The 24,233-nt window shown below is 70.4% G+C and carries 25 protein-coding genes; 14 read left to right on the top strand and 11 right to left on the bottom strand.

What is annotated here, in order from left to right; translation table 11 throughout:
* Positions 1-49: 49 nt before the first annotated feature.
* The 4 genes from AncyloWKF20_RS15095 to AncyloWKF20_RS15080 are packed head-to-tail and all read left to right on the top strand — an operon-like array spanning position 50 to position 3,357.
* Positions 50-688, top strand: a complete 639-nt coding sequence (locus AncyloWKF20_RS15095; protein WP_279314834.1) for an NAD(P)H-dependent oxidoreductase — start codon at positions 50-52, stop codon at positions 686-688.
* A complete protein-coding gene (locus tag AncyloWKF20_RS15090) occupies positions 688-1,560 on the top strand; it encodes an ABC transporter permease subunit (RefSeq protein ID WP_279314833.1) in 873 nt (290 codons plus the stop codon). The genes AncyloWKF20_RS15095 and AncyloWKF20_RS15090 overlap by 1 nt, the downstream gene beginning before the upstream one ends.
* A 14-nt stretch (positions 1,561-1,574) precedes the next feature.
* Positions 1,575-2,387: an ATP-binding cassette domain-containing protein gene (locus AncyloWKF20_RS15085; RefSeq protein ID WP_279314832.1), complete on the top strand. Its 813-nt coding sequence runs from the start codon at positions 1,575-1,577 to the stop codon at positions 2,385-2,387.
* A 13-nt stretch (positions 2,388-2,400) separates the two neighbouring features.
* Entirely contained in the window at positions 2,401-3,357 is a 957-nt protein-coding gene (locus AncyloWKF20_RS15080) for a sulfonate ABC transporter substrate-binding protein (protein WP_279314831.1), read from the top strand.
* 7 nt (positions 3,358-3,364) lie between these two features.
* On the opposite strand, the gene AncyloWKF20_RS15075 is transcribed toward AncyloWKF20_RS15080, so the two are convergent.
* A complete protein-coding gene (locus AncyloWKF20_RS15075; protein ID WP_279314830.1) occupies positions 3,365-4,468 on the bottom strand; it encodes a lytic transglycosylase domain-containing protein in 1,104 nt (367 codons plus the stop codon).
* 122 nt (positions 4,469-4,590) lie between these two features.
* Positions 4,591-5,040 (bottom strand): Rrf2 family transcriptional regulator, encoded by a 450-nt coding sequence (locus AncyloWKF20_RS15070; protein WP_279314829.1) that lies wholly within the window; start codon positions 5,038-5,040, stop codon positions 4,591-4,593.
* 232 nt (positions 5,041-5,272) lie between these two features.
* Between AncyloWKF20_RS15070 and AncyloWKF20_RS15065 the strand changes: the two genes are divergently transcribed.
* From AncyloWKF20_RS15065 to AncyloWKF20_RS15045, 5 genes are all read left to right on the top strand, one after another.
* Positions 5,273-7,183, top strand: a complete 1,911-nt coding sequence (locus AncyloWKF20_RS15065) for a heavy metal translocating P-type ATPase (protein WP_279314828.1) — start codon at positions 5,273-5,275, stop codon at positions 7,181-7,183.
* 24 nt (positions 7,184-7,207) lie between these two features.
* Positions 7,208-7,723, top strand: a complete 516-nt coding sequence (locus AncyloWKF20_RS15060) for a hypothetical protein (RefSeq protein WP_279314827.1) — start codon at positions 7,208-7,210, stop codon at positions 7,721-7,723.
* A gap of 107 nt (positions 7,724-7,830) precedes the next feature.
* Positions 7,831-8,562, top strand: a complete 732-nt coding sequence (locus AncyloWKF20_RS15055; protein WP_279317990.1) for a glycosyltransferase family 2 protein — start codon at positions 7,831-7,833, stop codon at positions 8,560-8,562.
* Entirely contained in the window at positions 8,559-8,849 is a 291-nt protein-coding gene (locus tag AncyloWKF20_RS15050; RefSeq protein ID WP_279314826.1) for a lipid-A-disaccharide synthase N-terminal domain-containing protein, read from the top strand. The genes AncyloWKF20_RS15055 and AncyloWKF20_RS15050 overlap by 4 nt, the downstream gene beginning before the upstream one ends.
* Positions 8,833-10,395 carry a glycosyltransferase family 39 protein gene (locus tag AncyloWKF20_RS15045; protein ID WP_279314825.1) on the top strand — a complete coding sequence of 521 codons (1,563 nt, stop codon included), beginning with the start codon at positions 8,833-8,835 and terminating at the stop codon, positions 10,393-10,395. Before AncyloWKF20_RS15050 ends, AncyloWKF20_RS15045 begins: the two co-directional genes overlap by 17 nt.
* A gap of 3 nt (positions 10,396-10,398) precedes the next feature.
* On the opposite strand, the gene AncyloWKF20_RS15040 is transcribed toward AncyloWKF20_RS15045, so the two are convergent.
* From AncyloWKF20_RS15040 to AncyloWKF20_RS15025, 4 genes are read right to left on the bottom strand one after another with little or no spacing between them, the layout of a single operon-like run.
* Complete coding sequence (locus AncyloWKF20_RS15040) at positions 10,399-11,790, bottom strand: ATP-binding protein (protein WP_279314824.1); 1,392 nt, start codon at positions 11,788-11,790, stop codon at positions 10,399-10,401.
* Positions 11,787-12,461 carry a response regulator transcription factor gene (locus AncyloWKF20_RS15035; RefSeq protein WP_279314823.1) on the bottom strand — a complete coding sequence of 225 codons (675 nt, stop codon included), beginning with the start codon at positions 12,459-12,461 and terminating at the stop codon, positions 11,787-11,789. The genes AncyloWKF20_RS15040 and AncyloWKF20_RS15035 overlap by 4 nt, the downstream gene beginning before the upstream one ends.
* Before the next feature lie 22 nt (positions 12,462-12,483).
* Positions 12,484-13,068, bottom strand: coding sequence for a cytochrome b/b6 domain-containing protein (locus AncyloWKF20_RS15030; RefSeq protein ID WP_279314822.1), 585 nt, complete (start codon positions 13,066-13,068; stop codon positions 12,484-12,486).
* Positions 13,068-13,352, bottom strand: coding sequence for a PepSY domain-containing protein (locus AncyloWKF20_RS15025; protein ID WP_279314821.1), 285 nt, complete (start codon positions 13,350-13,352; stop codon positions 13,068-13,070). The genes AncyloWKF20_RS15030 and AncyloWKF20_RS15025 overlap by 1 nt, the downstream gene beginning before the upstream one ends.
* Positions 13,353-13,545: 193 nt before the next feature.
* Between AncyloWKF20_RS15025 and AncyloWKF20_RS15020 the strand changes: the two genes are divergently transcribed.
* Positions 13,546-14,112, top strand: a complete 567-nt coding sequence (locus AncyloWKF20_RS15020; RefSeq protein ID WP_279317989.1) for a tyrosine-protein phosphatase — start codon at positions 13,546-13,548, stop codon at positions 14,110-14,112.
* Here the strand turns inward: AncyloWKF20_RS15020 and AncyloWKF20_RS15015 are convergent.
* Both AncyloWKF20_RS15015 and AncyloWKF20_RS15010 read right to left on the bottom strand, forming a co-directional pair.
* Complete coding sequence (locus AncyloWKF20_RS15015) at positions 14,097-14,276, bottom strand: DUF2256 domain-containing protein (protein WP_279314820.1); 180 nt, start codon at positions 14,274-14,276, stop codon at positions 14,097-14,099. The genes AncyloWKF20_RS15020 and AncyloWKF20_RS15015 overlap by 16 nt on opposite strands.
* Before the next feature lie 19 nt (positions 14,277-14,295).
* Complete coding sequence (locus AncyloWKF20_RS15010) at positions 14,296-14,994, bottom strand: SDR family NAD(P)-dependent oxidoreductase (RefSeq protein WP_279314819.1); 699 nt, start codon at positions 14,992-14,994, stop codon at positions 14,296-14,298.
* A 205-nt stretch (positions 14,995-15,199) separates the two neighbouring features.
* Here AncyloWKF20_RS15010 and AncyloWKF20_RS15005 point away from each other — a divergent pair, with 205 nt between their 5' ends.
* Together AncyloWKF20_RS15005 and AncyloWKF20_RS15000 are read left to right on the top strand one after the other, a co-directional pair.
* Entirely contained in the window at positions 15,200-16,093 is an 894-nt protein-coding gene (locus AncyloWKF20_RS15005; RefSeq protein WP_279314818.1) for a hypothetical protein, read from the top strand.
* A 169-nt stretch (positions 16,094-16,262) separates the two neighbouring features.
* Positions 16,263-17,552: an MFS transporter gene (locus tag AncyloWKF20_RS15000; protein WP_279314817.1), complete on the top strand. Its 1,290-nt coding sequence runs from the start codon at positions 16,263-16,265 to the stop codon at positions 17,550-17,552.
* A 22-nt stretch (positions 17,553-17,574) separates the two neighbouring features.
* Here the strand turns inward: AncyloWKF20_RS15000 and AncyloWKF20_RS14995 are convergent, their stop codons facing one another.
* The 3 genes from AncyloWKF20_RS14995 to AncyloWKF20_RS14985 all read right to left on the bottom strand — a co-directional run bounded on the left by AncyloWKF20_RS14995 (position 17,575) and on the right by AncyloWKF20_RS14985 (position 22,527).
* Entirely contained in the window at positions 17,575-20,337 is a 2,763-nt protein-coding gene (locus AncyloWKF20_RS14995; protein ID WP_279314816.1) for an EAL domain-containing protein, read from the bottom strand.
* A complete protein-coding gene (locus tag AncyloWKF20_RS14990; RefSeq protein WP_279314815.1) occupies positions 20,337-21,476 on the bottom strand; it encodes a TRAP transporter substrate-binding protein in 1,140 nt (379 codons plus the stop codon). The genes AncyloWKF20_RS14995 and AncyloWKF20_RS14990 overlap by 1 nt, the downstream gene beginning before the upstream one ends.
* Before the next feature lie 130 nt (positions 21,477-21,606).
* The gene (locus tag AncyloWKF20_RS14985; RefSeq protein ID WP_279314814.1) at positions 21,607-22,527 is read right to left on the bottom strand and encodes a hydrogen peroxide-inducible genes activator; all 921 of its coding nucleotides are present in this window, start codon (positions 22,525-22,527) and stop codon (positions 21,607-21,609) included.
* 93 nt (positions 22,528-22,620) lie between these two features.
* Between AncyloWKF20_RS14985 and AncyloWKF20_RS14980 the strand changes: the two genes are divergently transcribed.
* Together AncyloWKF20_RS14980 and AncyloWKF20_RS14975 are read left to right on the top strand one after the other, a co-directional pair.
* A complete protein-coding gene (locus AncyloWKF20_RS14980) occupies positions 22,621-22,857 on the top strand; it encodes a hypothetical protein (RefSeq protein WP_279314813.1) in 237 nt (78 codons plus the stop codon).
* A gap of 209 nt (positions 22,858-23,066) precedes the next feature.
* Positions 23,067-24,068, top strand: a complete 1,002-nt coding sequence (locus tag AncyloWKF20_RS14975) for a TerC family protein (protein WP_279314812.1) — start codon at positions 23,067-23,069, stop codon at positions 24,066-24,068.
* The last annotated feature ends 165 nt before the right edge of the window (positions 24,069-24,233 follow it).

Genomic DNA, 24,233 nt, shown 5'->3' with positions numbered 1-24,233 from the left:
GGCGCGAGGCCGCCCCGCTCACAGGGTGCAGCGACTGAGGAAGGTGCGCATGAGCACGCAGCATTTGAGCCCGCAGAATTCCGGCCTGCCGACGGCCCCCGTGTCCCACCGCCCGCTGAAGATCGTCGGCCTGAGCGGCGGTCTGTCCTCACCCTCGCGAACCCTCGCGCTGGTGCAGCATGCGCTGGGGCGCATTGCCGGCGGCGCCGAGGCGGCGGGGCTTTCGACCACCACCCAGCTCGTCGACATCGCGGCGCTGGAGGGCATCGGGGCGCTGCGCACGCGCCCGGCGCCGGATGATGTGGAGGCGGCGTTCCAGACGGTGGAGGGGGCGGATTTCCTCGTTGTCGGCTCGCCGGTCTACAAGGGGTCTTATTCCGGCCTGTTCAAGCATTTCGTCGATTTCCTCGACTATCGCGGGCTGATCGGCCTGCCGGTCGCGCTGCTCGCCACCGGCGGCAGCGAACGCCACGCGTTGGTGATCGAGCATCAGCTGCGCCCGCTCTTCGCCTTCTTCCAGGCCCACCCGCTGGGCACCGGCGCCTTCTTCACCGAACGCGATTTCGCCGAGGGTGTTGTCACGCCGGGAGCCGCCGAGCAGCGTTTCGATCGGCTGGTCGAGGAGGCCGTCCATGCCCTCGCGGCGCGTCACAAGGCGCATCACGGCGCGCTCGGAAAGGCCGCCTGATGTCGCTGGTGGAACGTTCGACCCGCCCGCGCACCGCCGGTTTCGGCACGAAGAGCAGCGCCGCCCGAACCGTCGCGCCGGGCAGCTCCCGCGCGCGTCTGCTGCGCCTTGAAGCCCGGCTGGCCGGATGGCTTCTGCCGGCGCTGCTGGTCGCGGCCTGGGAAGTGCTGGCGCGCTGGGGCTACATCGCGCCGAACGTGCTGCCCGCGCCCTCCGCCATTGCGCTGGCCGGCTGGCAGGCGCTGAAATCGGGCGAGCTTGTCCACCACATGGCGGTCAGCACCGCCCGCGCGTTGACCGGGCTTCTGGTCGGCGGGCTGATCGGGCTCGTCTTCGGCATCGCCAACGGCCTGTCCAGCCTGTCGCGCCGCTACACAGACACCACGCTGCAAATGGTGCGCAACGTGCCGCACCTGGCGCTCATCCCGCTGGTCATCCTGTGGTTCGGCATTGACGAGGAGGCCAAGCTCTTCCTCGTCGCGCTCGGCGTGTTCTTCCCGATCTACATCAACACGCTGCATGGCGTGCGCACGGTCGATCCGCAGCTCATCGAGATGGGCCGGGTCTATGGCATGGGCCCCGCCACGCTGTTCTGGAAGGTGATCCTGCCGGGCGCGCTGCCCTCCATCTTCGTCGGCCTGCGCTTCGCGCTCGGCATCATGTGGCTGACGCTGATCGTCGCCGAGACCATCGCGGCCTCGTCCGGCCTCGGCTACATGGCGATGCAGGCGCGCGAATTCCTGCTGGTGGATGTCGTGGTGCTGGCCATCCTCATCTACGCCCTGCTCGGCAAGCTGGCGGATGTGCTGACTGGCGCGCTCGAGCACCTGTGCCTGCAATGGCACCCCGCCTTCCACACGCCGAAGAGCTGACGGGAGCGCCCCTCATGACCGCTGCCCCCGTCTCCGTTGTCGCGCCCGTCGCGCGCGCCACTTCTGCTGCCACTCCGTCGACGGAAGCGGCATCGTCCCTTCCCCCGCATGGGCTCGGCGTGCATGTCGAGCGCCTGTCGCGCCGCTTCGGCGAGAAACGGGTGCTGGAGCGGCTGGATCTCAGCATTCCCGCCGGCCAGTTCGTCGCCGTCATCGGCAAGAGCGGCTGCGGCAAGTCCACTTTGCTGCGGCTCATTGGCGGGCTGGACGAGCCCTCGAGCGGCGGCATCTCCTTTGAGGGCGATGCCGACCGCGAGGCGATCCGCCTGATGTTCCAGGAGCCGCGCCTGCTGCCCTGGCAGCGCGTGGGCGCCAATGTCGAGGTCGGTCTGCCCCAGCGCACGCCGGCCGCCGAGCGGGACAAGCTCGCCCGCGCCATCCTCAGTGAGGTCGGCCTTGCCGACCGGGCGGGCGAATGGCCGGCGGTGCTGTCGGGCGGGCAGAAGCAGCGCGTGGCGCTCGCCCGCGCGCTGGCCTCCCGTCCGCGCCTGCTGGCGCTGGATGAGCCGCTCGGCGCGCTCGACGCGCTGACCCGCATCGAGATGCAGGGGCTGATCGAGCGCATCTGGCTGGAGCAGCGCTTCACCGCGATCCTCGTCACCCATGACGTCGCCGAGGCGCTGGCGCTGGCCGACCGGGTGATCCTGATCGACCAGGGGCGCATCACCTTCGATCTCGACGTGCCGCTGCCGCGCCCGCGCCGGCGTGGCTCGGCCGAACTCGCGGCGCTGGAAGAGCGCCTCCTCTCCCATCTGTTTGCCGGCTGACAAAGGACACTCCATGACCCGTTTGACCCGTCGTACCGTGCTGGCCGGCGCCGCCGGCCTTGCCGCCACCTTCTCCGCCCCCGCGCTGCGCCCGGCGCGTGCCGCCGGCGAGGTGCGCGTTGGCTTCCAGAAATACGGCACGCTGGTGCTGTTGAAGGGCCGCGGCATCCTCGAGAAGAAGCTGGAGCCGCTCGGCATCACCGTGAAATGGGCGGAGTTCGCCGCCGGGCCGCAGCTTCTGGAGGCGCTGAACGCCGGCGCCATCGACATCGGCCAGACCGGCGAGGCGCCGCCGATCTTCGCGCAGGCGGCGAGCGACAATCTCGTCTATCTCGCCAATGAGCCGCCGGCCCCGAAGGGCGAGGCGATCCTTGTGCCGAAGGACAGCCCGATCACCTCGGTGGCGGAGCTCAAGGGCAAGACGGTCGGCCTCAACAAGGGCTCGAACGTGCATTTCCTGCTGGTGAAGGCGCTGGAGAAGGCCGGCGTGCCCTATTCGGCCATCACCACCAAGTTCCTGCCGCCGGCCGATGCGCGCGCCGCCTTCGAGAAGGGCGCGATCGACGCCTGGGCGATCTGGGATCCGTTCCAGGCCGCCGCCGAGGTGTCGATCAAGGCGCGCACCCTCACCACCGCCGAGGGGATCGTGCCGAACTACCAGTTCTATCTCGGCGCCCGCAGCTTCGCGCAGGCGAACCCCAAGGTGATCGCGACGCTGATCGACGCCATCCGCGAGATCGATGACTGGATCCAGAAGGACCCGGCGGCGGCGGTGGCGGAACTCGCGCCGTCCACCGGCATTCCCGCGCCGATCCTGTCCGTCGCCGTGGGCCGGCAGAGCTTCGGCGTCGCGCCGCTGACCGACAAGGTGATCGCCGACCAGCAGCTCGTGGCCGACACCTTCTTCGAGCTCGGCCTGCTGCCGAAGAAGATCGTGGTGGCCGACGCGGTGATCCGTACCGGCGGCTGAGCCGGGCTTACTGGACCGGCGGGGCGGCGTCCGTCGCCCCGTCGCTCGCCGCCTCGCCCTCGGCGGCGGGTTTGGCCGTCTCGGTGGAGGCGGTGCGGATCAGCGAGGCGAGCAGGCGCTTGCGCTTGGCCTCGTAGTAATAGCCCTTGGAATAGAGCACCACGGCGCGCGTCTCGTCGCGCCCGGCGGTGCGGTAGGCGTTGGCGAGATAGGCCACCGCATAGGTCATGTTGGTGTCGGCATCGAGCAGGTCTTTCGGCTCGCCGCGAAAGCCGAGGGCGCGGGCGGTGTCGACGCGGATCTGCATCAGCCCCCAATAGGGCCCGTTGCGCCGGGTCGGCTCGAACTTGCTCTCGCGCCACGCCACACGGCGCACCAGCCAGGTCGGCACATCGTAGCGCGCCGCGTGCCGCTCGATCAGCGCCTCGATATGCGGGGGCGCGCGGTCGGCCGTGGCGCGGGTCGCGGCAGGCTCCGGCGTGTCGTCGATCGGGCGGGCGGCGTCTTCCTGTTCCGCTCCGGCCGGCTCGTCCTCGGGCGCGGCTTCGGCTTCCGGCGCGGCTTCGGTCTTGGGCGGGCGCAGCAGGGTCATGCCGGCGGCGGGCGGCGGCGGGGCGAAGGCGAGAGATTCGGTGGTCGGGGGTTCACTCGCCTCAGGCTCGGCGGCGCGCGGCGGCGGCAGGGGCGCGATGGAGGCGAGAACGATGCGCTTCTCCGCCAGGCGCTTGGGCGGCAGCGGCACCACGGCGAGCACGGGTGCCGGCGTCGCCACAATGGCGGCCGCCATGGCGGGGGCGGGAGCGGCTGCCATCGCCGCTGCCGGCGCTGCCGACTTCTGGAAATGGGTGGCGGTGCCCGGCGCGGGCGGGCGGGCGACGAAATGCTCGGTCGGCAGGCTTGCGGCGGGAGGCTCGACGAGCCAGTCGCCATAGGACGGGGCGACCATGGCCGGGCCAGCGCCGGGAACCAGCAGCGCCAGCGTCACCGTGTTGCCCGCGGGAGCGACGAGCGGGCCGCCGGTGCCCTGGTTTGGGCGCGAATCGGTTGCCCCTGCGGTGCCGGGCACCGTGGCGACAAGGCCGGCGGCCGCGAGCGCGACGGCGGTGAGCACAGGGGACCGTCCGCCGGTCCGCCGATATGTCGTTCGCTGTTTCACGCGTGCTGACTAGCACAGTTCGCCGCGTGTCGAAACGTTGCCGCCATGCCGCAGGGTCACCCGCGGCTCCCGACGGGTCAGATGTGGTACATCAGGTCGATGTCGGCATTGTCGGAAAAGGCCAGCATGTCCTTGAGCGACATGCGGTCGAGAATGTCCGACATGGCATCGCGCACCTTGGTCATGGTGATGCGCACGGCGCAGGTGCCGAGGTCGCGGCAGTCCTGGCACGGCACATAGGCGCTCTTGCTGGCGCAGCCGATCGGCGCCAGCGGGCCATCCAGCACGCGGATGATGTGGCCGACGCGGATATCGGTGATGGAGCGTGAGAGCGCATAGCCGCCGCCCGGCCCCTTGCGGGAGCGCAGCATGCCGGCATTGCGCAGGTCGAGCAGGATGGCGTCGAGAAACTTCTTCGGGATGTTGTTCGCCGTGGCGATCTCCTGCCCGAGCGAACTCTTCCCTTCCGGTTGACGGGCAAGGTACAGCATCGCCTTGAGGCCATACTTGCCCCTGTTGGTCAGCATGTGCGGTCGGTCCTAGGCCGATGATGGGAAGGCTCCGCCAATGTGGGGGCCCCGTTCATCATGTGCCAGTCTCGCGGCGCCCAATCAACTGGCCATCCCCGTATAATATATCGCCCATGAGGTTTCCTACCGACCCGGCGCGCCCTCGACGGGTTGTGTCCCCCGGCGCATGATCAACCGGCGCGCGCGTCCTCGCCGCCGGGGCGGGGCGCCGCGCGCGGGGAGCGCGGCCATGCAGCCGGCAAGCACCGACCGTCAGGGCCGGATACGCACGCTATTGCTCGCCCTCGCGGCGGGCGGGCTCGTCCTCGGCCTCGCCCTCCATGTCGGTGGGCTGCCAGCCGGCGCGACCCTCATCTGGCGGCTCGGCGTGCTGCCGGTGCTGGCGGGGCTGGTGGTGGAGATCATCGGCAGCCTGCGGCGCGGCGAGGTGGGGCTCGATATCGTCGCCGCCCTCGCCATGGGTGCCGCGCTGGTGGCGGGGGAAACGCTCGCCGCCGCCGTGGTCGCGCTGATGTATTCCGGCGGCAGCTTTCTGGAGAGCTTCGCCGAGGGCCGGGCTCGCCGGGAGATGCACGCTCTGCTCGCCCGCGTGCCGCGCACCGCGACGCGTTATGGCGCGGGCGGGCTCACCGAGGTGCCGCTCGACGCCATCGCCCCCGGCGACCGGCTGCTGATCCGCCAGGGCGATGTCGTGCCGGTGGACGGCACGGTGGCGACGCCTTCCGCCTTTCTCGACACCGCCGCGCTCACCGGCGAGTCGCTGCCCCAGCGGCTGGCGCGCGGCGCCGAGGCGCTGAGCGGGGCGACCAATGCGGGCGAAGCCTTCGATCTCCTCGCCACGCGGCGGGCGCAGGAGAGCACCTATGCCGGCATCGTCCGGCTGGTCGAGCAGGCGCAGCGCTCCAAGGCACCGATGGCCCGGCTCGCCGACCGCTGGTCGCTCGGCTTCCTCGCCGTCACGGTCGCGCTGGCGACGGCGGCCTATGCCGCGACCGGCGACCCGATCCGCGCCGTGGCCGTGCTGGTGGTGGCGACGCCCTGCCCGCTCATCCTCGCCGTGCCGGTGGCGCTGGTCGCCGGCCTGTCGCGCGCCGCGCAGTTCGGCGTGCTCATCAAGGGCGGCGCGCCGCTGGAAGCGATGGCGCGCGTGCGCACGCTCATCCTCGACAAGACCGGCACGCTCACGCAGGGCCGGCCGGAGATCGTCACCCTCGCCCCGGTGGCTGGCGGGGCGGGCGACGAGATGCTGCGCCTCGCCGCCGGGCTGGAACAGGCCTCGCAGCACCCGATGGCGCGGGCGCTGGTGGCGAGCGCGCGGGCGCGCGATCTCACCCTCGCTTTGCCCGAGGCGGTGGAGGAACAGCCGGGCGAGGGGCTTGCCGGCACGGTGGAGGGGCGAGGCGTCGCGGTGGGCGGGCCTGCCTATATCGCCGCGCGCCTCGCCACCACGCTGCCCGCCCCGCCATCGCACATGGCGGGTTCCGTGCTCGTCGCCATCGCGCTCGACGGGGCGCTGGCCGGGTACATCATCATGGCCGATCCGCTGCGGGAGGGCGTCGGCACCGTGCTGGCGGGGCTGCGGGAGCAGGGGATCGCCCGCCTGCTGCTGGCGACCGGCGACCGGGCCGAGGTCACCGCGCGCATCGCCGGCGGGCTTGGGCTCGACGCCCTGCACAGCGGGCTCACCCCGGACCAGAAGGTCGCGCTGGTGCGCGCCGAGCGCCGGCATGGCCCGGTGATGATGGTCGGCGACGGGGTGAACGACGCCCCGGCACTCGCGGCGGCCGATGTCGGCGTCGCCATGGGCGCGCGCGGCGCCGCCGCCAGCGCCGAGGCCGCCGATGTCGTGCTGCTGGTCGACCGCATCGACCCGCTGGTGGCGGGCCTTGCCATCGCGCGCGGGGCGCGCGCCATCGCGCTGCAGAGCGTGGCGGTAGGCATTGGCCTGTCGGTGCTCGGCATGGTGGCGGCGGCGTTCGGCTATCTCGCCCCGGTGCAGGGCGCGCTGCTGCAGGAGGCGATCGACGTCGCCGTCATCCTCAACGCGCTGCGGGCGCTGCGTCTGATGCCGCCCGGTGGGGCGGGCCGGGTGACACCGCCGACAGATGTTCGACAGGTTGGCCCCGTTACGCCGGGATAGAACCAGCCGACAGGGGAGGGCCGGGTGCCGGACCGTGCTGAAACCATGGGCGTCCATCGCCGTGCCGCGCGACACCTCGCTTTCGCCCGACGCCTTATCCGTCAGGCCGGCGTCTGTTTCACCCCGCTCTGCCTTATCAACGGCGCCGCCGCGGCCTGCGTCGCCATCACCAGCCTGTTGGCGCCGGGCGGCTCTGCCGCTCATATCATCGCCGGCGGCATCGGCGCCGCGCTGGTGATCGCCGGCCTGTTCTGGGCGGCCGACCACGCCGGTGGCCGGCCCGGCCTGCGCCTTCCCGCCCTGCCGCTGCTGCTGACCGCGCTGTCGGTGGTCAGCCTCGCCGGCGCGGTGATGAGCGGGGTGCATCTGGCGGTGGCGCCGGAACTGGATGTGGCAAGCGCCGCCACCCTGCATGGCCGCATGGCCCTTCTGGCGCTGCTCTGCGCCCCGCTGGGCCTTGCCGGCGCCGTGCAGCTGCGGCTCGCCCGCCTTCCCGCGTCCGCGCCGACGGTGCCGACTTTGCCCCTCGGTGCGCGATGACGGTGGCGGTCGACATGGAGAGCCTCCACCCGTCCAAGGCTGCCCCCGCGACCGCAATGGCGGAGGCGCGCGCGCCCTTTGCCGCCGCATGGGCGCTCCCGGGGGCGATGCCGGCGCCGGGCCTGCCGGACATTTCCGTGGTCATTCCCGCGCGCGACGAGGCCGGCGCCATCGCGCCGCTGCTGGCCGAGATCGCCGCCGCGCTGGCGGGCGAACATTATGAGATCATCGTGGTGGATGACGGCTCGGCCGACGCCACGGCCGCCGTCATCAGCGAGGTCGCGGCCGTGCAGCCGGAACTGACGCTGCTGCGCCATCGCCGCTCGCATGGGCAGAGCGCGGCCATCCGCTCGGGGGTGGACGCGGCGCTCGGCTGGATCATCGTCACCCTCGACGCCGACGGGCAGAACGACCCGGCCGATATTCCCGCCCTGCTCGCGCTCTACCGCGACGCCGCCCATGGGCCGGATGTGCGCATGGTCGCCGGCCAGCGGCGGCGGCGCAATGACAGCGTCGTCAAGCGCCTGTCCTCGCGCATCGCCAACCGCGTGCGCGGCGCGCTGCTCGGCGACGGCATCGCCGATACCGGCTGCGGGCTCAAGGTGTTCGACCGCGCCACCTATCTGCGGCTTCCCTATTTCGACCACATGCACCGCTTCCTCCCGGCTCTGGTGCAGCGCGAAGGCGGCGTGGTATTGACTCACCCGGTGAACCACCGCCCGCGCTCCGCCGGCCGCTCCAAATACGGCACGTGGAACCGGCTCTGGGTCGGCCTCATCGATCTCGCCGGGGTGATGTGGCTGAAGTCGCGCATGAGCCGGCCGGAGGTGCATTCATGATCGCGGGTCTCTGGCTCGGTATCGGCCTCGTCGGGCAGGCCATGTTCTCGGCGCGCTTCCTCGTCCAGTGGTGGGCGAGCGAGCGCGAGGGGCGCAGCGTCATCCCGCACAGCTTCTGGTATCTGAGCATCGCCGGCTCGCTGAGCCTCGTCGCCTACGCGATCTACCAGCGCGACCCGGTGTTCATCATCGGCCAGGGCGCGGGCCTCGCCATCTACATGCGCAACATCCGCCTGATCCGCCGTCAGAGCCGGGCGCCGGAGGCGCTGGTTGAAAACGCCGCCTGAGGGCTCCGTCCCTCCCCCTGCCAAAAGTGTCGCCGGCCCGCTCGCGCTGGCCCTTGCGCTGTCCTTTGCCACCGTCGCGCTGACGCTGACGCTGCGCGGGGCCTATCCCGTCGACGAGACGCGCTATCTCACCGTCGCCTGGGAGATGTGGAACTCCGGCGACGCGGTGCTGCTGCATCTCAATGGCGAGCCCTACAGCCACAAGCCGCCGCTGCTGTTCTGGCTGATCAACCTCGCCTGGCACGTCACTGGCCCGCAGGAATGGAGCGCCCGGCTGATGCCGGCGCTGTTCCTGCCGCTCAGCGTGCTGGCGACCTACCGGCTCGGCCGCGATCTCGCCGGCCCGGTGTTGGGCGCGCGCGCGGCGCTGATGCTGGCGGGCTTCACGGTCTACGCGGCGCTCGCCGCCTCGGTGATGTTCGACGCCATGCTGACGCTGGCCACCATCACCGCGCTGATCGGCCTGTTGCGCGCCGCGCGTCATCAGGCGGGCGGCTGGGCGGTGTTCGGTGTCTCCCTCGCGTTCGGCCTGCTCGCCAAGGGTCCGGTGATGCTGGTGCATGTGCTGCCGGCCGCGCTGCTCGCCCCGCTCTGGGTCGAGGGCGCGATGAACTGGCGGCGCTGGTATGGGCTGACGGTGGGCACGGCGCTCCTCGCCGGCATTCCCGTGCTCGCCTGGGCGCTGGCGGCGGGTGGTGCGGGCGGCGGGGAATTCGCCGGCACGCTGCTGTGGCACCAGACGGCGGGCCGCATGGTCGAGGCCTTCGCCCATCGCCGGCCGTTCTGGTTCTATCTGCCGCTGCTGCCGCTGCTGCTGTTCCCCTGGTGGTGCGTCTCCGGTTTCTGGAACCGGGCGGCGCTCGCCCCGCTGTGGCGCGAGCGGGCGTGGCGGCTGCCGGTCATCATGGCCGCCGGCACCTTCCTCATCATGTCGGCGATCTCCAGCAAGCAGCTGCATTACCTGCTGCCCGCGCTGCCGGCGGCGGCGCTGATCCTCGCCCGGCTGATCGGCGACGCCCCGCGCCGCAGCGAGACCGGGCCGGCGCTCGCCGTGCTGGTCGCGGGTCTGGCGCTGGTGGTGAGCGCGCTGCTGGCGCCGCGCTACCCGCAGCTTCTGCCGCCGCTGGGGGTGTGGCCGGGGCTGCTGCTGATCGCGCTCGCCGTACCGATCTGGGCGCTGCGCCAGCGGCGCTGGAGCGCCGGGGCCCTGGTGACGGGCGCGCTGCTGCTCGCCGGCTTCCTCGAAGCGGGAATGGGGCGCGTGCCGGCCTTCGATCTCGCGCCGCTGGTCGCCCGGCTTGATACGGCGCGGCCGATCGCGGTGGTCGGCATCTATGAGGGCGAGATCGGCTATCTCGCGCGGCTCACCCGCCCGGTCGACCTGCCGACGCTGGCCGAGCTGCCGGCCTGGCGCGCCGCCCATCCTGATGGTCAGATCATCGCCCGCTTCAAGCCGGGGACGGCGCCGCTCGCCGAGCCGCCGCTCTGGGAGCAGCCCTTCGTCAAGGAACGGCTCGCTGTGTGGCCGGCAAACCCGGCGCGTTGAGCCTCACGCGGCCTCGGTGGCGGGGAAGCGGATGCGGGCCAGCGTGCCGCGCTCCGGCGCCCGGCCGATCTCGAAGCGGGCGCCGTGCAGCTCGCAAATGCGGCGCACGATTTCCAGCCCGATGCCGAGCCCGCCGGCCGGCTTGTAGAAGCCCGGCGCGTCCTCGCGCGTCACGCCGCCAAAGCCGATGCCGTCATCGGCCACCTCGATGCCACCATCGGGCGTGGAGGCGACGCGGATGGCGACGCCGCGCCCGCCATGGCGCACCGCGTTCTCGATGAGGTTGCGCACCGCGTCGCGCAGCAGTGGCGCGTAGCCGGCGACCACCGGATCGGTCGAGGCCTCGAAGCCGATGGAGGCCCCGGCGCCATAGACGAAGGCCGCGGTGGAGCCGACCACTTCCTCCAGCAGGCGGTCGACATGGACTGGGGCGAAGCCGCGCTTGTCCGCCGCCTCCAGCCGCGCCAGCGCGACCATCTGCTCGAGGAAGCGCGAGAGCTCATCCACCTCGTGGAGCGCCTGGCGGGCGCGCGGGTGGTCGATGCGCTCCAGCTCCAGCCGCACCACGGCGAGCGGGGTGCGGATTTCGTGCGCGATGGCCGAGGTGAACAGCTTCTGCCCGGCGACCAGCGCGCGCACCCGTTCATAGGACCGGTTCACCGCCCCGGCGAGCTGGGCGATCTCGCGCGGCATGCCGTCGGTCGGCAGGCCGCTATCGGGCTTCATCGGGTCGAGCTGTTCGGCGGCGAGGGCGGCGGCGCGCACGGGTTTGAGCGCGGTGTGGATGGAATAGAGGCTGGCGCCGAGCACGAAGATCAGCGTCATGCTCATCGGCACCAGCATGTGCTCGGTCACTTCATCCGCGAACACGCCCCAGAGCGCGCCCTGCGGATCGCCGTCGATCGCCACCTCGATAAAGGCATGGTACCCGCCGATCTCCACCGTATGGCCGCCAGCGAAAGTGAGGGGATACCCGTCGCGCAGGATGCGCATCCAGAAGCTCGGCGGGTTGAGATCGAGCGGGAGGAAATGCTCGGTGCAGGATTCGTCACAGTGCGAGAACAGGATGACGCCGGAGGGCGTGCGTACCCGCGCCACATAGCCGGAGCCTTCCACGTCGTAGCGGCTGGCGAGGTCTTCCGGCAGCTCGTAGCGCAGCGCCGAACCGTTGAGCGAGAAGCCCTCGGCCAGCGCCTGCGTCTCGCGCTCCAGCAGCAGGCGGGAGAGATTGTCGGGATCGGCGGCATATTCGGCCACCACCGCCACGAGCTGGGCGAGCATGGCGAGCAGCGTGAACAGCACGATGCGCTGGGCCACCAGCACGCCGAGCGCGCGTCGACCGGTGCGGATATCCGTGCGGCGCGGGGTGGCGCTCAAGCCCTTGCCCGGGCTCATGCCTCGGTCTCGCGCAGCAGATAGCCGACGCCCCGCACCGTCTCGATGGCGATGCCGGCGTCATGGGCGGCGATCTTCTTGCGCAGGCGCGAGAGATGCAGGTCGATGGCGTTGGCGGAGATGTCCTCGTCGAAATCGGAGAGCTTGTGCTCCAGCACGCGCTTGGGCGTGACCTTGCCGAAATCGCGCATGAGGATTTCCAGTACCGCGCGCTCGCGCGGGGTGAGTGGCAGGATCTCCTCGCCGCAGCTCACCTCCAGCCGGGAGAGGTCGAAGCGCAGCCGCCCGGCCTCCAGCACCGGCGCCATGGTCGGCGCCCGGCGCAGCAAGGCGCGGGAGCGGGCGAGCAGTTCGCCATTGTTGAACGGTTTGGTCAGATAGTCGTCGGCGCCGGCATCGAGCCCGGCGATGCGCTCGTCGATCGCGCCCCGCGCGGTCAGCACGAGGACGGGAATGGTGCTGCGCTTGCGGCGGATGGCGCGCAGGAAATCGAGCCCGTCGCCATCGGGCAGGCCAAGGTCGAGCAGCACGAGGTCGTAGGCATTGGTGTCGACGGCGGCCTCGGCCTCTTCCAGCGAGCCCACCGTATCGATCCGCCAGCCGGCCTGGCGGATCGTCTCGCTGACCAGCTCGCGCAGCCGCGGGCTGTCTTCCACCAGGAGGAGCCTCATGGCCGGCTCCCCCTCGCATCGTTCAGGCGCGGCGCTTGCGCCCGGTGATCATCGACAGAACGAGGTTCTCGCGGTGGCGATGGCTCTCGACGAGCGCCGCCAGCGCGTGCAGCAGCGCCAGGACCAGGATGGAATTGGCGAGCCATTCGTGCGTCTCCTCCAGCCAGTCCTCGCCCCAGAAGGCGTCGAGCCCCATCATCCACCCGCTGACGCAGGTGGCGGCGAGCAGGGCCATCAGCGCGAGCATCATCACCGCACCGGCGGGATTATGCCCCAGCATGCGCGGCTCGCGGCCCTTGGCAAGAGCGGAGAGATACCGCCCGAGCCGACGCGGGCCGGGAACGAACTGCGCGAAGCGCGCATAATGCGTGCCGATGAAGCCCCAGATCACCCGCACCACCAGAACCGCGGCCACGACATAGCCGATGATCTGGTGGAGCGCTTCGCCGTCCTCGACGACGAAGAGGTTCAAGAGGCACCCGGCGACCACGGTCCAGTGGAAGATGCGGACCACCGGATCCCACACCACGACCTCGGGCGAGGCCGTGGATGAGGCGCTGGCCGGGCCGCGCGTGGCGGCACCGGCACCGGGGGTGGGGGCGGTCATCAGTCGATCTCGGACTTCACGACCGCGCCGGAGACCGGGTTGAAATAGACCTCGGCCTTCTTGCCGTCCTTGGTGTAGCCGTAGATCTCGTAGCAGCTGCCGGAGACCTTGAAGGTCTTGATCTTCTGATAGCCCATCTCGGCGACCTTCGCCTTCATGGCGTCTTCGGTCATCCACTTGTCCTTGGCTTCGGTCGTGCAGGCCGGGCCGGCATAGGCGGCGATCGGGGCGACGACCGGGGCGATCAGGAAGGCGGCGGTGAGGCTGGCGGCGATAAGGCGCATCGGGGTAAGTCCTCAAGCAACATCGGCGACCTGCCGACGGCGAGAGACTTCGCAGCGTAAACCTGTCGGTGAACTGTCGCCCTCGCCAAGAAATGGGAGCGGCTCGATTGGACGTTTCTGACAGCTTCCCGACAGGAAAAACCCGCGACACATCCCCCGATCAAGTGTCCGGGGGAGACTACGCGTGCGGGGGATGTGGGGGCGGATCGGGCGCGGCGCGGCCTGGCTGGTGATGGCGATCTGCGGCGCCGCCGCGCTCTATGCCGGCGTCACCGTGGCGCAGGGCAATCTTCACGCGGTGATCCCCGGCGAGCTCTACCGCTCCGCCACGCTGTCCGGCCCGCAGCTCGAGGCGACGCTGAGCGGTCTCAACATCCGCACCATCGTCAATCTGCGCGGCGCCTCGCCCGATCAGGGCTGGTATCGCGAGGAGGTGCGCCTCGCCGACGCCCATGGCGCGACGCTGATCGACCTGCCCTGGTCCGCGCGCCGGGAACTGACCGATGCGGAGGTCGCCGATTTCATGGCGCGCCTCAAGGACGCGCCGCGTCCCATCCTCATCCATTGCCGTTCCGGCGCCGACCGCACGGGCCTTGCCGCCGCGCTCTACCTCGCCGCCATCAAGCGTTCGGACGAGGAAACCGCCGAGAGCCAGCTCTCGCTGTGGTTCGGCCATATCGCCCTGCCGTTCACGCCCTTCTACGCCATGGACGAGACATTCGAGCGGCTGGAGCCCAGCCTCGGCTATTTCGACAGCTGATCGCGGGGCGAAGTCTCGGTCGGACGCCGCGTACGCCGGCAGCGCTCGGAGCAGAAGCGCACCGCCTCCCAGTCCCGCGCCCATTTGCGGCGCCAGGCGAAAGGTCGCCCGCAGGCCGCGCAGGGCTTGGTCGGCAGTTCCGCCTTGCGGCGCATCCGGCTCATGGCTGCGCCACTCCGATGCTCACCACGGAATGGTCTCGCCCTGCCAGTCGACAAAGCCGCCGCTTTGCGCGGGGGCGAGCCCGTCAATGACCGCCAGAAGATGCGCCGCCGCCTCCGCCGGTGTCTGCGCCGGGTGGTCGGGCCGGGCGAAGGGCGCGGAGAGCGGGGTCGCGACCGAACCGGGATGCAGCGCGACGCAGATCGCCTCCGGCGCGCGGCGGGCCAGCTCGATCGCGGCGGTGCGGACGAACTGGTTCAGCGCCGCCTTCGCCGCCCGGTAGCCGTACCAGCCGCCGAGCCGGTTGTCGCCGATCGAGCCGACCCGCGCCGACAGGGTGGCGAAGACCGCGCGCCCGCTGCGCGGCAGGGCCGGCAGCAGGTGCTTCATCAAAAGAGCGGGGCCGATGGCGTTGATGGCGAAGCTCTCGGCGAGATGGCCGGCATCGAGCTCGCGCCAGCTCTTTTCCGGCCGGTAGTCTCCCGTGTGCAGCATGCCGGTGGCGTCGATGGCGAGGCGGATCTCGCCGTGCCCGGCGGCATGGGCGACCGCGCGCTCAAGGCTCGCCTCGTCGGTCAGGTCAATCGCGACCGGCGTGCGCCGCCCGAAGGCCAGCACGGCGTCATACCGGCCGGACGACTGGAGCGCCGCCACGAGGGCGGCGCCGATGCCGCCGGTGGCACCGAAGACGACGGCGCAGCTGCGGGGTTCGGTGGTCATCGGGCACCTGCGGGCAAGAGAGGGAGACGCGCGTGGGTCATGCGGGCACTACGTGGCCGGCCACCCGCCGGATGACCCGGCGCGGCGCTGGGCAACGTTCTCTGTGGTTGCAGGAGGGTCGCACCACGATTCTTTGGGTTGCGCGACGGGCCGGAGAGATGATCTAACGTAAGGCTCATAAGAACGATTCAAAAATGGATCGGCCATGTCTCACCACAAGCATCTCGTCATCACCGGGACGGGGCGGGCGGGCACGAGCTTTCTCGTGCAGTATCTCCACGCCAATGGCTTCGATACCCATCTCGGGCGCCACCCGGACGCCCAGCTCGACGACGCGGCCAATGCCGGGCTGGAGGATCTCCTGCTGCCCGGCCAGCTCGATGATCTGCCCTATGTGGTGAAGTCGCCCTGGATCGCCTTCGATCCGGCGAGCGCCATTCCGCCGGAAGTCACCGTCGACGCCTTCATCGTGCCGGTGCGGGCGTTGGAGGAGGCGGCGGCGAGCCGCGTGCTCGTCGAGCGCACCGCGATCCATCGCGCGGCGCCGTGGATGGCCGACCTGCCGGAAAGCTTCCATCAGTGGGGCGAAACCCCCGGCGGCATGGTGCATGCGCTGAACGCGGTGGATCAGGCGCGCATCCTCGCCGTCGGCTTCCACACGCTGGTGCATTACGCGGTGCAGAAGGACATCCCGGTGGTGTTCCTCGATTTTCCCCGCTTCATCGAGGATGGCGAGTATCTCGCCGCCAAGCTCTCCGCCGTGCTGCCCTTGCAGCGCGAGCGGGCGATGGCGGCGCATGCGGCGCTGTCCGACCCCTCGCTGGTGCGCACCGGCCGTGAGGTGCGGGCCGGCGGCGCCCTGTCCAATGCCGATGCGGACCGGCTCGCCATCGCCCGTGAGCTTCAGGCTGCGCGCCGGCAATTGGCGCAGACGCAGGCGCAGCTGGAGGAGATGAGCGCGCGCATGGCCCATCAGGCGGCTGCCATCAACACGCCGGCGACCATGCACCGGCCGGCGGCGACGCACAGCGCCGGCTATGCCGGCTTGCGCCAGTGGTGGCGGCAGTGGCGCCGCGCCCGGCGCCATCGCGCGGCCTGACGTCCCCGCGTTAAACCGCGCCTGTCCTCAGGCAGGGGCGCTTTTCGGGGCGGTGCATGCCGGAGCGGAAACCGCCCAAGCGGCGCATCCGCCGTCCCTCCGCAACGTCATGTCTCTGTTATCATCCTACCGGGAAACGAGACGCGAATCGCGCGCGAGGGGGGGACGGATGATCATCGAGGAGCGCGCGGGCAGCGCCGTCACCAGCGCCTCGGCGCGCGGCTGGCTGATCTGGGGCACGGCGGCGCTGTTCTATCTCTATGAGTTCTTCGTCCGGGTTGCGCCGGCGGCGATGGAAGAGGAACTCCAGGCGCATTTCGGCCTCACGGCGGCGGCGCTCGGGGCCGCGGCGGGGGCCTATTACTTCATCTACTCGCCGATGCAGCTCGTCTCCGGCACGATGATCGACCGGTTCGGGGCCAAGCGCGTGCTGCTGGTCTCGGTTGCGATCTGCACCTTCGGCGTGTTCATCGAGGTGGCCGGCTCGAATTCGGCCTTTCTGGTCGCCGCCCGCTTCTGCCAGGGCATGGGCTCGGCCTTCGCCTTCGTCGGCACCATGTATCTCGCGGCGGCCTGGTTCCCGCGCTCCATGCTGGCGCTCCTGTCGGGGCTGACGACCTCGCTCGGCATGGCCGGGGCGATCATCGGCAATGCCGGCGTGGCGCGGCTTGTCGATACGCTGGGCTGGCAGACCGCGCTGCTCATCACCGGCGCGCTGGGCATCCTCATCGGCCTGCTGATCGCCCTGATCATTCCGGCCGGCGGCAGCGCCGGGCCGGTGCCCGAGGTCGGTGAGCCGCCGGCGGAGCGGGCGGGCATCGTCGCGGCGCTGCGCGTGGTCTATGCCAACCCGCAGAGCTGGTACATCGGCATTGTCGGCGCCAGCCTCTACATGCCCCTCTCGATCCTCGGCGCCCTCTGGGGCGAGAGCTACATCGCCGCGCTGACCGGTGCCGACAAGATCGGCGCTTCCGGCGCGGTCTCGATGATGTATGTCGGCTGGATGATCGGCGGCCCGCTTGCCGGCTTCGTTTCCGACCGTTTCGGCACGCGCCGGCCGCTGCTGGTCGGCGCGAGTATCGCCACGGTTGCGGTGACCGTCGTCATCGCCCTGCTGCCCTCCGCGTCGCTGACGGGGATGTATGCGCTGCTTCTGCTGCTCGGCCTTGCCTCGACCTCGCAGGTCGTGTGCTTCGCCTCCGCCGTGGAGCATAACCCGGCCCGCGTCACCGGCACGGCGATTGCCGCCACCAACATGATGATCATGCTGCTGGGCGGCCTCGGCGAATGGGGCTTCGGCGCGTTGCTGGACCTGTTCTCCACCCGCGCCGACCCGAGCCCGGAAGCCTTCCGCGCGGCCATCTGGCTGCTGCCGGCGGTGAATCTCGTCGGCCTCCTGGCCGCGCTCCGCCTCACCGAGCACCGCGCGCACGCACGGCTCGCCGCCGCCGGCGCCTGAAGGATGTGAGCGAAGGGCAGGATCAGCCGGTCAGGTCGCCCGGACGGTGGCCGGCGCGCACGCCGCGCCGCGCGCCATGGCGGGGCCGGCTGCCGAGCGAGGCGGCGAGGGCGCGGGCCTGCTCCAGCGGCTGCGGTCGGCCGAGGAAGAAGCCCTGCCCATGGGTGCAGCCGGCGCGGCGCGCGACGTCCTGCTGTTCGGCGGTCTCGATCCCTTCGGCCGTCGTCGTCATGCCGAGCCGGCCGGCGAGATCGGCGATGGTGTCGACGATGGCGGCGCTGTCGGGCCGGATCACCATTTCGCGTACGAAGGAGCGGTCGATCTTGATCGTGTCGAGCGGGAACAGCCGCAAATGGCTGAGGCTCGAATAGCCGGTGCCGAAATCATCGAGCACGATGCCGACGCCGAGCGCCTTGAGCTCGCGCAGCGCCTCGAGGTTACGGGCATTGTTGTCGAACAGCGCGGTCTCGGTGATCTCCAGTTCCAGCCGCGAGGCCTCGAAGCCGGTGCGCTCCAGCACCTGGCTGACCACGCCGATGATGTCGCCCACCGCGAGCTGCACCGGCGAGAGATTGACTGAGAGCCGTGGCCCGCCCGGCAGGTCGGCGATGTCGGCGCAGGCCCGGCCCAGCGCCCAGGCGCCGATCTCGACGATGAGCCGCGTCTCCTCCGCCAGCGGGATGAAGGTGGCCGGGCTCACCAGCCCGCGCTCGGGGTGCTGCCAGCGCAGCAGCGCCTCGAAGCCGGTGAGGGCGTTGTCGGCGAGATCGAAGATCGGCTGGTAGACGAGGTGGAACTGGTCGCCATCCAGCGCGGCGCGCAGGTCCGTCTCCAGTTCGATGCGGCCGCGCAGATGCGCGTCCATGTCGGGCGTGAAGACGCAATAGGTGCCGCGCCCCTTCGCCTTGGCGTGATAGAGCGCGAGGTCGGCCTGCTTGAGCAGGGCGTCGGCGTCGAGCTCGGTGCCGTCGGAAATGGCGATGCCGACGCTGGCGCTCGCCGCGATGGTGTGGCCGAGGATGCTGTAGGGCGTGCTCAACTCGGCGATGATGCGCTCGCTCAGCGCCTGTGCCGTTTCCGGCTGGTTCGAGGCGAGGCTGATGATGGCGAATTCGTCGCCGCCGAGCCGGGCGACCCGTTCATCATCGGCCACGCTGTGGCCAAGCCGGGCGGCGGCGGCGCGCAGCAGCGCGTCGCCCACGGGATGGCCGAGCGTGTCGTTCACATCCTTGAAGCGGTCGAGGTCGAGATAGAGCAGCGCGAGCCGCTCGCCGCGCTCGGCGGCGGCCTGTAGCGCCGCATCGATTCGGCTGCGGAACAGCACGCGGTTGGGCAGGCGGGTCAGGTCGTCATGATGGGCGAGGAAGCGGATCTGGCCCTCGCGCTCGATCAGCGCGGCGTTCTGCCGGCGTGCCTCGGCGGCGGCGGCGTTGGCGCGGGCATTGGCCTCGGCAAGTTCCTCATGGGCGGATTTCAGCGCGGTAATGTCGGCGCGGATGCCGACCATGCCGCCATCGGCGGTGCGGCGCTCGCGGATGAGGATCCAGCGCCCGTCGGAAAGCTGGCGCTCGGCCGAGCCCGAGGCATCGCGATGCATGGCGATCATCTCGTCGACCAGCGCGCCGCGCTCGTGCTCGGGCACGTCGTACTGGCCCGCCGCCACCGCTTGCCGCACGATGTCCTCGAAGCGGGCGCCGGGGATCATGAAGGGCGCGCTGAGCGCGTAGATGTCGCGGAAACGCTGGTTGCAGGTGACGAGCCGGTCGTCCTGATCCCACATCACGAAGCCGTCGGACATGGCCTCGATGGCGTTGACGAGCACCGAGGCGGCGCGGCTGCGCTCGGCTTCCATGCGCTCGCGCTGGCCGAGCGCGACGATCATCACCGTGCCGAAGGCGCCGACCAGCAGCATGCCGATGGCGACCGAGACCAGCATGCGGTCGCGGTCGCGCAGCCAGTTGGCGAGCAGCACCTGGCGCGGCGCGCTGAGCACGACGCGCACATCATTGTAGAGCGAGGCGCGGGCGACCGAGAGGGTCTGCCCGTCCGGCCCGGCGGCGGGCAGGAGATAGGCCGTGCCGTCCGGCGTCGGGGTCGCGGGACCGCTGGCGACAAGTTCGCCGGTGCGCAGCTCGTCATGCGGCAGGGTGGCGATGAGCTGGCCGTCCGGGCGCTGGAGCGTGATGCGCACCTGCGGGTCGACGCCGGTCTCGGCCAGCAGCTTCATCAAAGTGAGCAGCGGGACTTCCGCCACCGGCGTCACCCCGCCCCATTGCGGCACGGTGCGGGCGAGGTAGAGCGACCAGTCGCCGGAGATCTTGTTACGCAGCGGCCCGAGCAAAGCGAGCGGCGCGCCGTGCAGCCGGTCGGCGGTGAAGGGCAGCTCGCGCTGGCCGCCATGCGGGCGCGCCGTGGCGATGACGGCGCCGTCCGGCGCCACCAGCATGAGGTCGCGATAGGCCAGGGTCTGGAAGTTGAGGCTGCCGAGCAGCTCGGCCGCGAGACCGGAGCTTTGCGGGGTCGCCTTGGCGGCGGCGAACAGGCTCGGCAGGCTGGCAAGGGCGCCATGCACCTGCAGGAGCTGGCGGTTCAGCGCGTTTTCCACCGCCTGGGCGGAGCGTTCGAGGCCGGTGGCCGCCGCCGCCATGGCGGCCCGCTCGCCGCGGTCGATCAGAAGGGCCGTGCCCGCGGCGACGGTCAGCAGGATTATCCCTGTGCCGGCGGCGACGACCATTTTGAGCCGCGGCCAGAGCATCACCGCACGGTGCCGCAACGCATGAGGCATCACTCCCGATCCGCGTGAATGCCGTGAACCGGCGCCAGATAGGTGTTCCAGGCGGTGGCGCAGCTCGGCCCGCAGCGCAGGATCCAGCGGGGGATCACCACCTCTTGCAGCAGGCGCTCGCGCCGGGCGGCGTCCTTGGGCGAGGTGGGCACCAGCGTCATGTCGCCGATGGTCTCGCCGCAGGTGGCGCCGCCGCTGTTGCAGGCGAGGCCGCGCTGGGTGTCGGTGTCGGCCTGGATCCAGACGCGGCGCTCGAGATCGGCGACGCCGGTGCGAATCACTTCCTGCAGATCCGGCGGGAGGGCGTCCCAGGCGGCGCGGTTGGCGCCGAAGAAGGAGAGTCCCCAGCTGATCGCCATGGAATGCACATGGGTGGCGATGCCCGGCAGGCCGATCTCATAGCCGCTCAGCGTGCCGGTGATGGCGCATTCGGCGACGCCGGATTTCAGCGCCGGCACGATTTCCGCGAAGGGCAGCAGCACCGGCACCGCCCCGAGCCCGGCCATCAGCTCGGCCTGGCCAACCGAGGAGGTGCGCACCTTGCGGCCGGCGAGATCGTCGAGGCCGCTGAACGGCTTGGTGCAGAAGATCACCTGCGCCGGGTAGGCATAGACGGCGAGCAGCACGATGTCGTAGCGCTGCAGCAGATAGTCCGCGAGGTGCTGGCGCGTGGCGCCCACGGTGCGGCGCAGCGTGCCCATGTCCGGGTTCAGCACCGGCAGGTCGAAGGCGTTGAGCTCCGGGTCGTCGCTCGACACGCGCGAGAGGCTCGCCGAACCGAAGGGCACGACGCCGAGCCGCATGAGCTGGAGCGTCTCCTCGGCCCGCAGGCCGCCGGCGTCGAGCGGGCGGATGGTCGCCTTGATTCGCCCGCCGGAACGCTCGGTGATCTCCTTCTCCCAGAAGGGCTGCTCGTAATTGGTGTACTGGGTGACGCCCGCGAGGCCCCCGACGATCTGCAGGTTGACCGTGGTCGCCGGGTCGCCGGTCGCCGGCGGCGGCGCGGTGTTGGTGTGGGAGGCCGCGGCATACAGGGGGGCAAAGCCCAGCAGCGCGGCAAGGACGAGGCCGCCGGCGCGGCAGAGCTGCCGCGCGCGCCTGTGCCTGCCCGTGTCACGCCCCACCCGTTGACCCGCCATGGCTACCTTCATCCGCATCCCCGGGCACCAGAATAGGCACGAACAGCCTTTCGGCAAATGCCCAAATATATTGGTAATTTAGCGACGATAGCGGCGGTATTTCAGAACCACATGACGCTAAGTCATGGACTTAGACCGCTTCAAGCCCGAGCGCCGCGCAGGTCGTCTCGCTTTCGCGTGCCAGTTGCTCGAACTGAACCGCCCGCCCGCTGCCGGCGCGCCAGAAATAGCCCATGTCGCGGCTCGCGGGCCAGCCGTCGAGGGTGAGCAGGGCGATGTCGTCCTCCATGCGAAACTCCGAGCGGGCATAGAGTTCGGGGAACAGCGACATGCCCATGCCCATGACCACCATCTGGCGCAGCGCGTCGAGGCTGGTGCCCTCATAGTCCTCGCGCATGTCGGCGCCGCAGGCGGTGGCGAGCTCGCGCACCCGTTCGAACAGATGATGGCCGCGCCCCAGCGTGAGCAGCCGCTCGCCGCGCAGCGCCTTGGGGTCGACATGGCCGACCGGGGCCAGCCGGTGGTCCTTCGGCACGCCGAGAAAGATCGTCTCGCGGCACAGCCGGCGGAAGGTCACCGCATGGTCCGAATCGGGCGCCGGGCCGAGCCCGCAATCCAGCGCGCCGGAAATCACCTCGCGCAGGATCACCGCCGGGCGCTCTTCCTTGATGTAGATCTGCAGCGCCGGGTATTTGGCGTGCAGCGCCGGCAGCAGATTGGGCAGGAAATAGGGCCCGAAGGTCGGGGCGACGCCGAGCCGGATCAGCCCGCCGAGATTGCGCGTGCTGCTCGCCGCCGCCGCGACGATGTCGTCCAGCGTCAGCAGCACCTGCCGCGCCGCCTCGATCACGTGGAGCCCCACCGGCGTCGGCTGGACGCGGCCGGGCGTGCGCTCGAACAGGGTGGCGCCGAGCTGGGCCTCGAGCTGGGCGATCTGCACCGAGAGCGTCGGTTGCGAGACATGGCAGCGCCGCGCCGCCGCGCCGAAATGGCCGGTCTCGGCCAGCGCGACGGCATATTCGAGCTGGCGATGGGTGGGGCGGAAGGCCATGGCGATAGCTTCACTCAATCGAGACTATTAAGACTATGCATTGGAACTATGAGTTCGTCCACGCCATGTTCCTCCCATTGAAAGGAGGTTGACGTGGACCAGTTCCTCAAGTCGCTGACGACCCGCAGCAAGATGCTCGATGCCGAGATGGATGCCGAGCGCCGGCGTCTGGACCCTGATGGCGAGCGCCTGGTGGCGCTGAAGCGGATCAAGCGCCAGCTTGGCGCGCAGATCGACTATATCCGCCGCGAAGGACGCCAGATCACCGAGGTGATGGTGGTGCGCAAGCCCCGCCGCTTCACCGATCTCCGGCTGAAGCCCATCCGGTAAGGTCGCCGCCCCGTTGAGCGGTTACGCCTAGCCTTATCCCCATACTTGCCCGAGGTCCGGGCCCCTCTGACGGCGTTGCGCCGCCATGTCGGTCCTCTCCCCACCGACCGTCCAGTGCGGACGCCCGGAACGGACGGTTCGCGGCGCTTGCCCCAGCGCTGCGGGCCGTTCACCGCGCGTGCGCCACTGGTCCCTGACCCGAGGACTTTATGGACACTCTGATTTCGCTGATGACCGCCGACTTCGTCGGTAAGCCGGTCTGGCTCTGGTTGAGCTTCCTGACCATCGTCTTCATCCTGCTGGCCTTCGACCTTGGTGTGCTGAACAAGGGCGACAAGGAACTCGGCATCGCCGAGAGCCTCAAGCTCTCCGCCTTCTACATCGCTGTCGCCATCGTGTTCGGCGGCTGGATCTGGTACTCGATGGGTCCGGACGCCAGCATGCAGTACTTCACTGGTTACGCGATCGAGAAGGCGCTCTCGATCGACAATGTCTTCGTCATCTCGCTGATCTTCACCTACTTCGCCATCCCGCGCATGTACCAGTACCGGGCCCTGGTCTGGGGTATCATCGCGGTGCTGGTGCTGCGCGGCATCATGATCGGCGTCGGTGCGGCGCTGGTGCAGGAATATGACTGGGTGCTGCTGCTGTTCGGCGCCTTCCTGGTCGCCACCGGCATCAAGATGCTCATCGTCAAGGAAGGCGAGGCGGACGTCTCGAAGAACCCGGTGGTGCGCCTGCTCTCCCGCTTCCTGCGGGTGACGCCCCAGCTGCACGGCCAGCGCTTCTTCGTGCGCCAGCCCCATCCGGTGACCGGCAAGATCGTGCTCTGGGTGACGCCTCTCTTCCTGGCGCTGGTGGTCATCAACATCGCCGACCTCGTCTTCGCGGTCGACTCGGTGCCGGCGATCTTCGCCATCACCACGGACACCTACATCGTCTTCACCGCGAACATCATGGCGATCCTTGGCCTGCGCGCCCTCTACTTCGCGCTGGCCGCGATGGTCCACCGCTTCGAATACCTGAAATACGCCCTGGCGCTGGTTCTGGTGTTCATCGGCGGCAAGATCTTCTGGAACTACTTCTACGGCAAGCTTGACCCCGCCATCTCGCTTGGCGTGACGCTGGCCATGATCTTCGGCGGCATCCTCTTCTCGCTGTGGAAGACCCGCCAGTCCGAGACCGGCGCCCACAAGACCAGCGCCCACTGATCCGGTGGCCGGCGGTTCGCCGCCGGCAACCTCTCCCGCCAAGGACGGCCGGCCCCATGGGCCGGCCGTTTTACGAGAACCACGGCGCGGCCTTATGGGCCGGCCGTCTCACGAGAACCGCGGCGCGGCCCCACGGGCCGGCCGTTTTACGAGAACCACGGCGCG

Origin of the sequence: Ancylobacter sp. WKF20 (assembly GCF_029760895.1) — a bacterium.
GTDB lineage: Bacteria > Pseudomonadota > Alphaproteobacteria > Rhizobiales > Xanthobacteraceae > Ancylobacter.
Note: the sequence above shows the minus strand (reverse complement) of the source record. Positions and strands in the feature narration are given on the sequence as shown.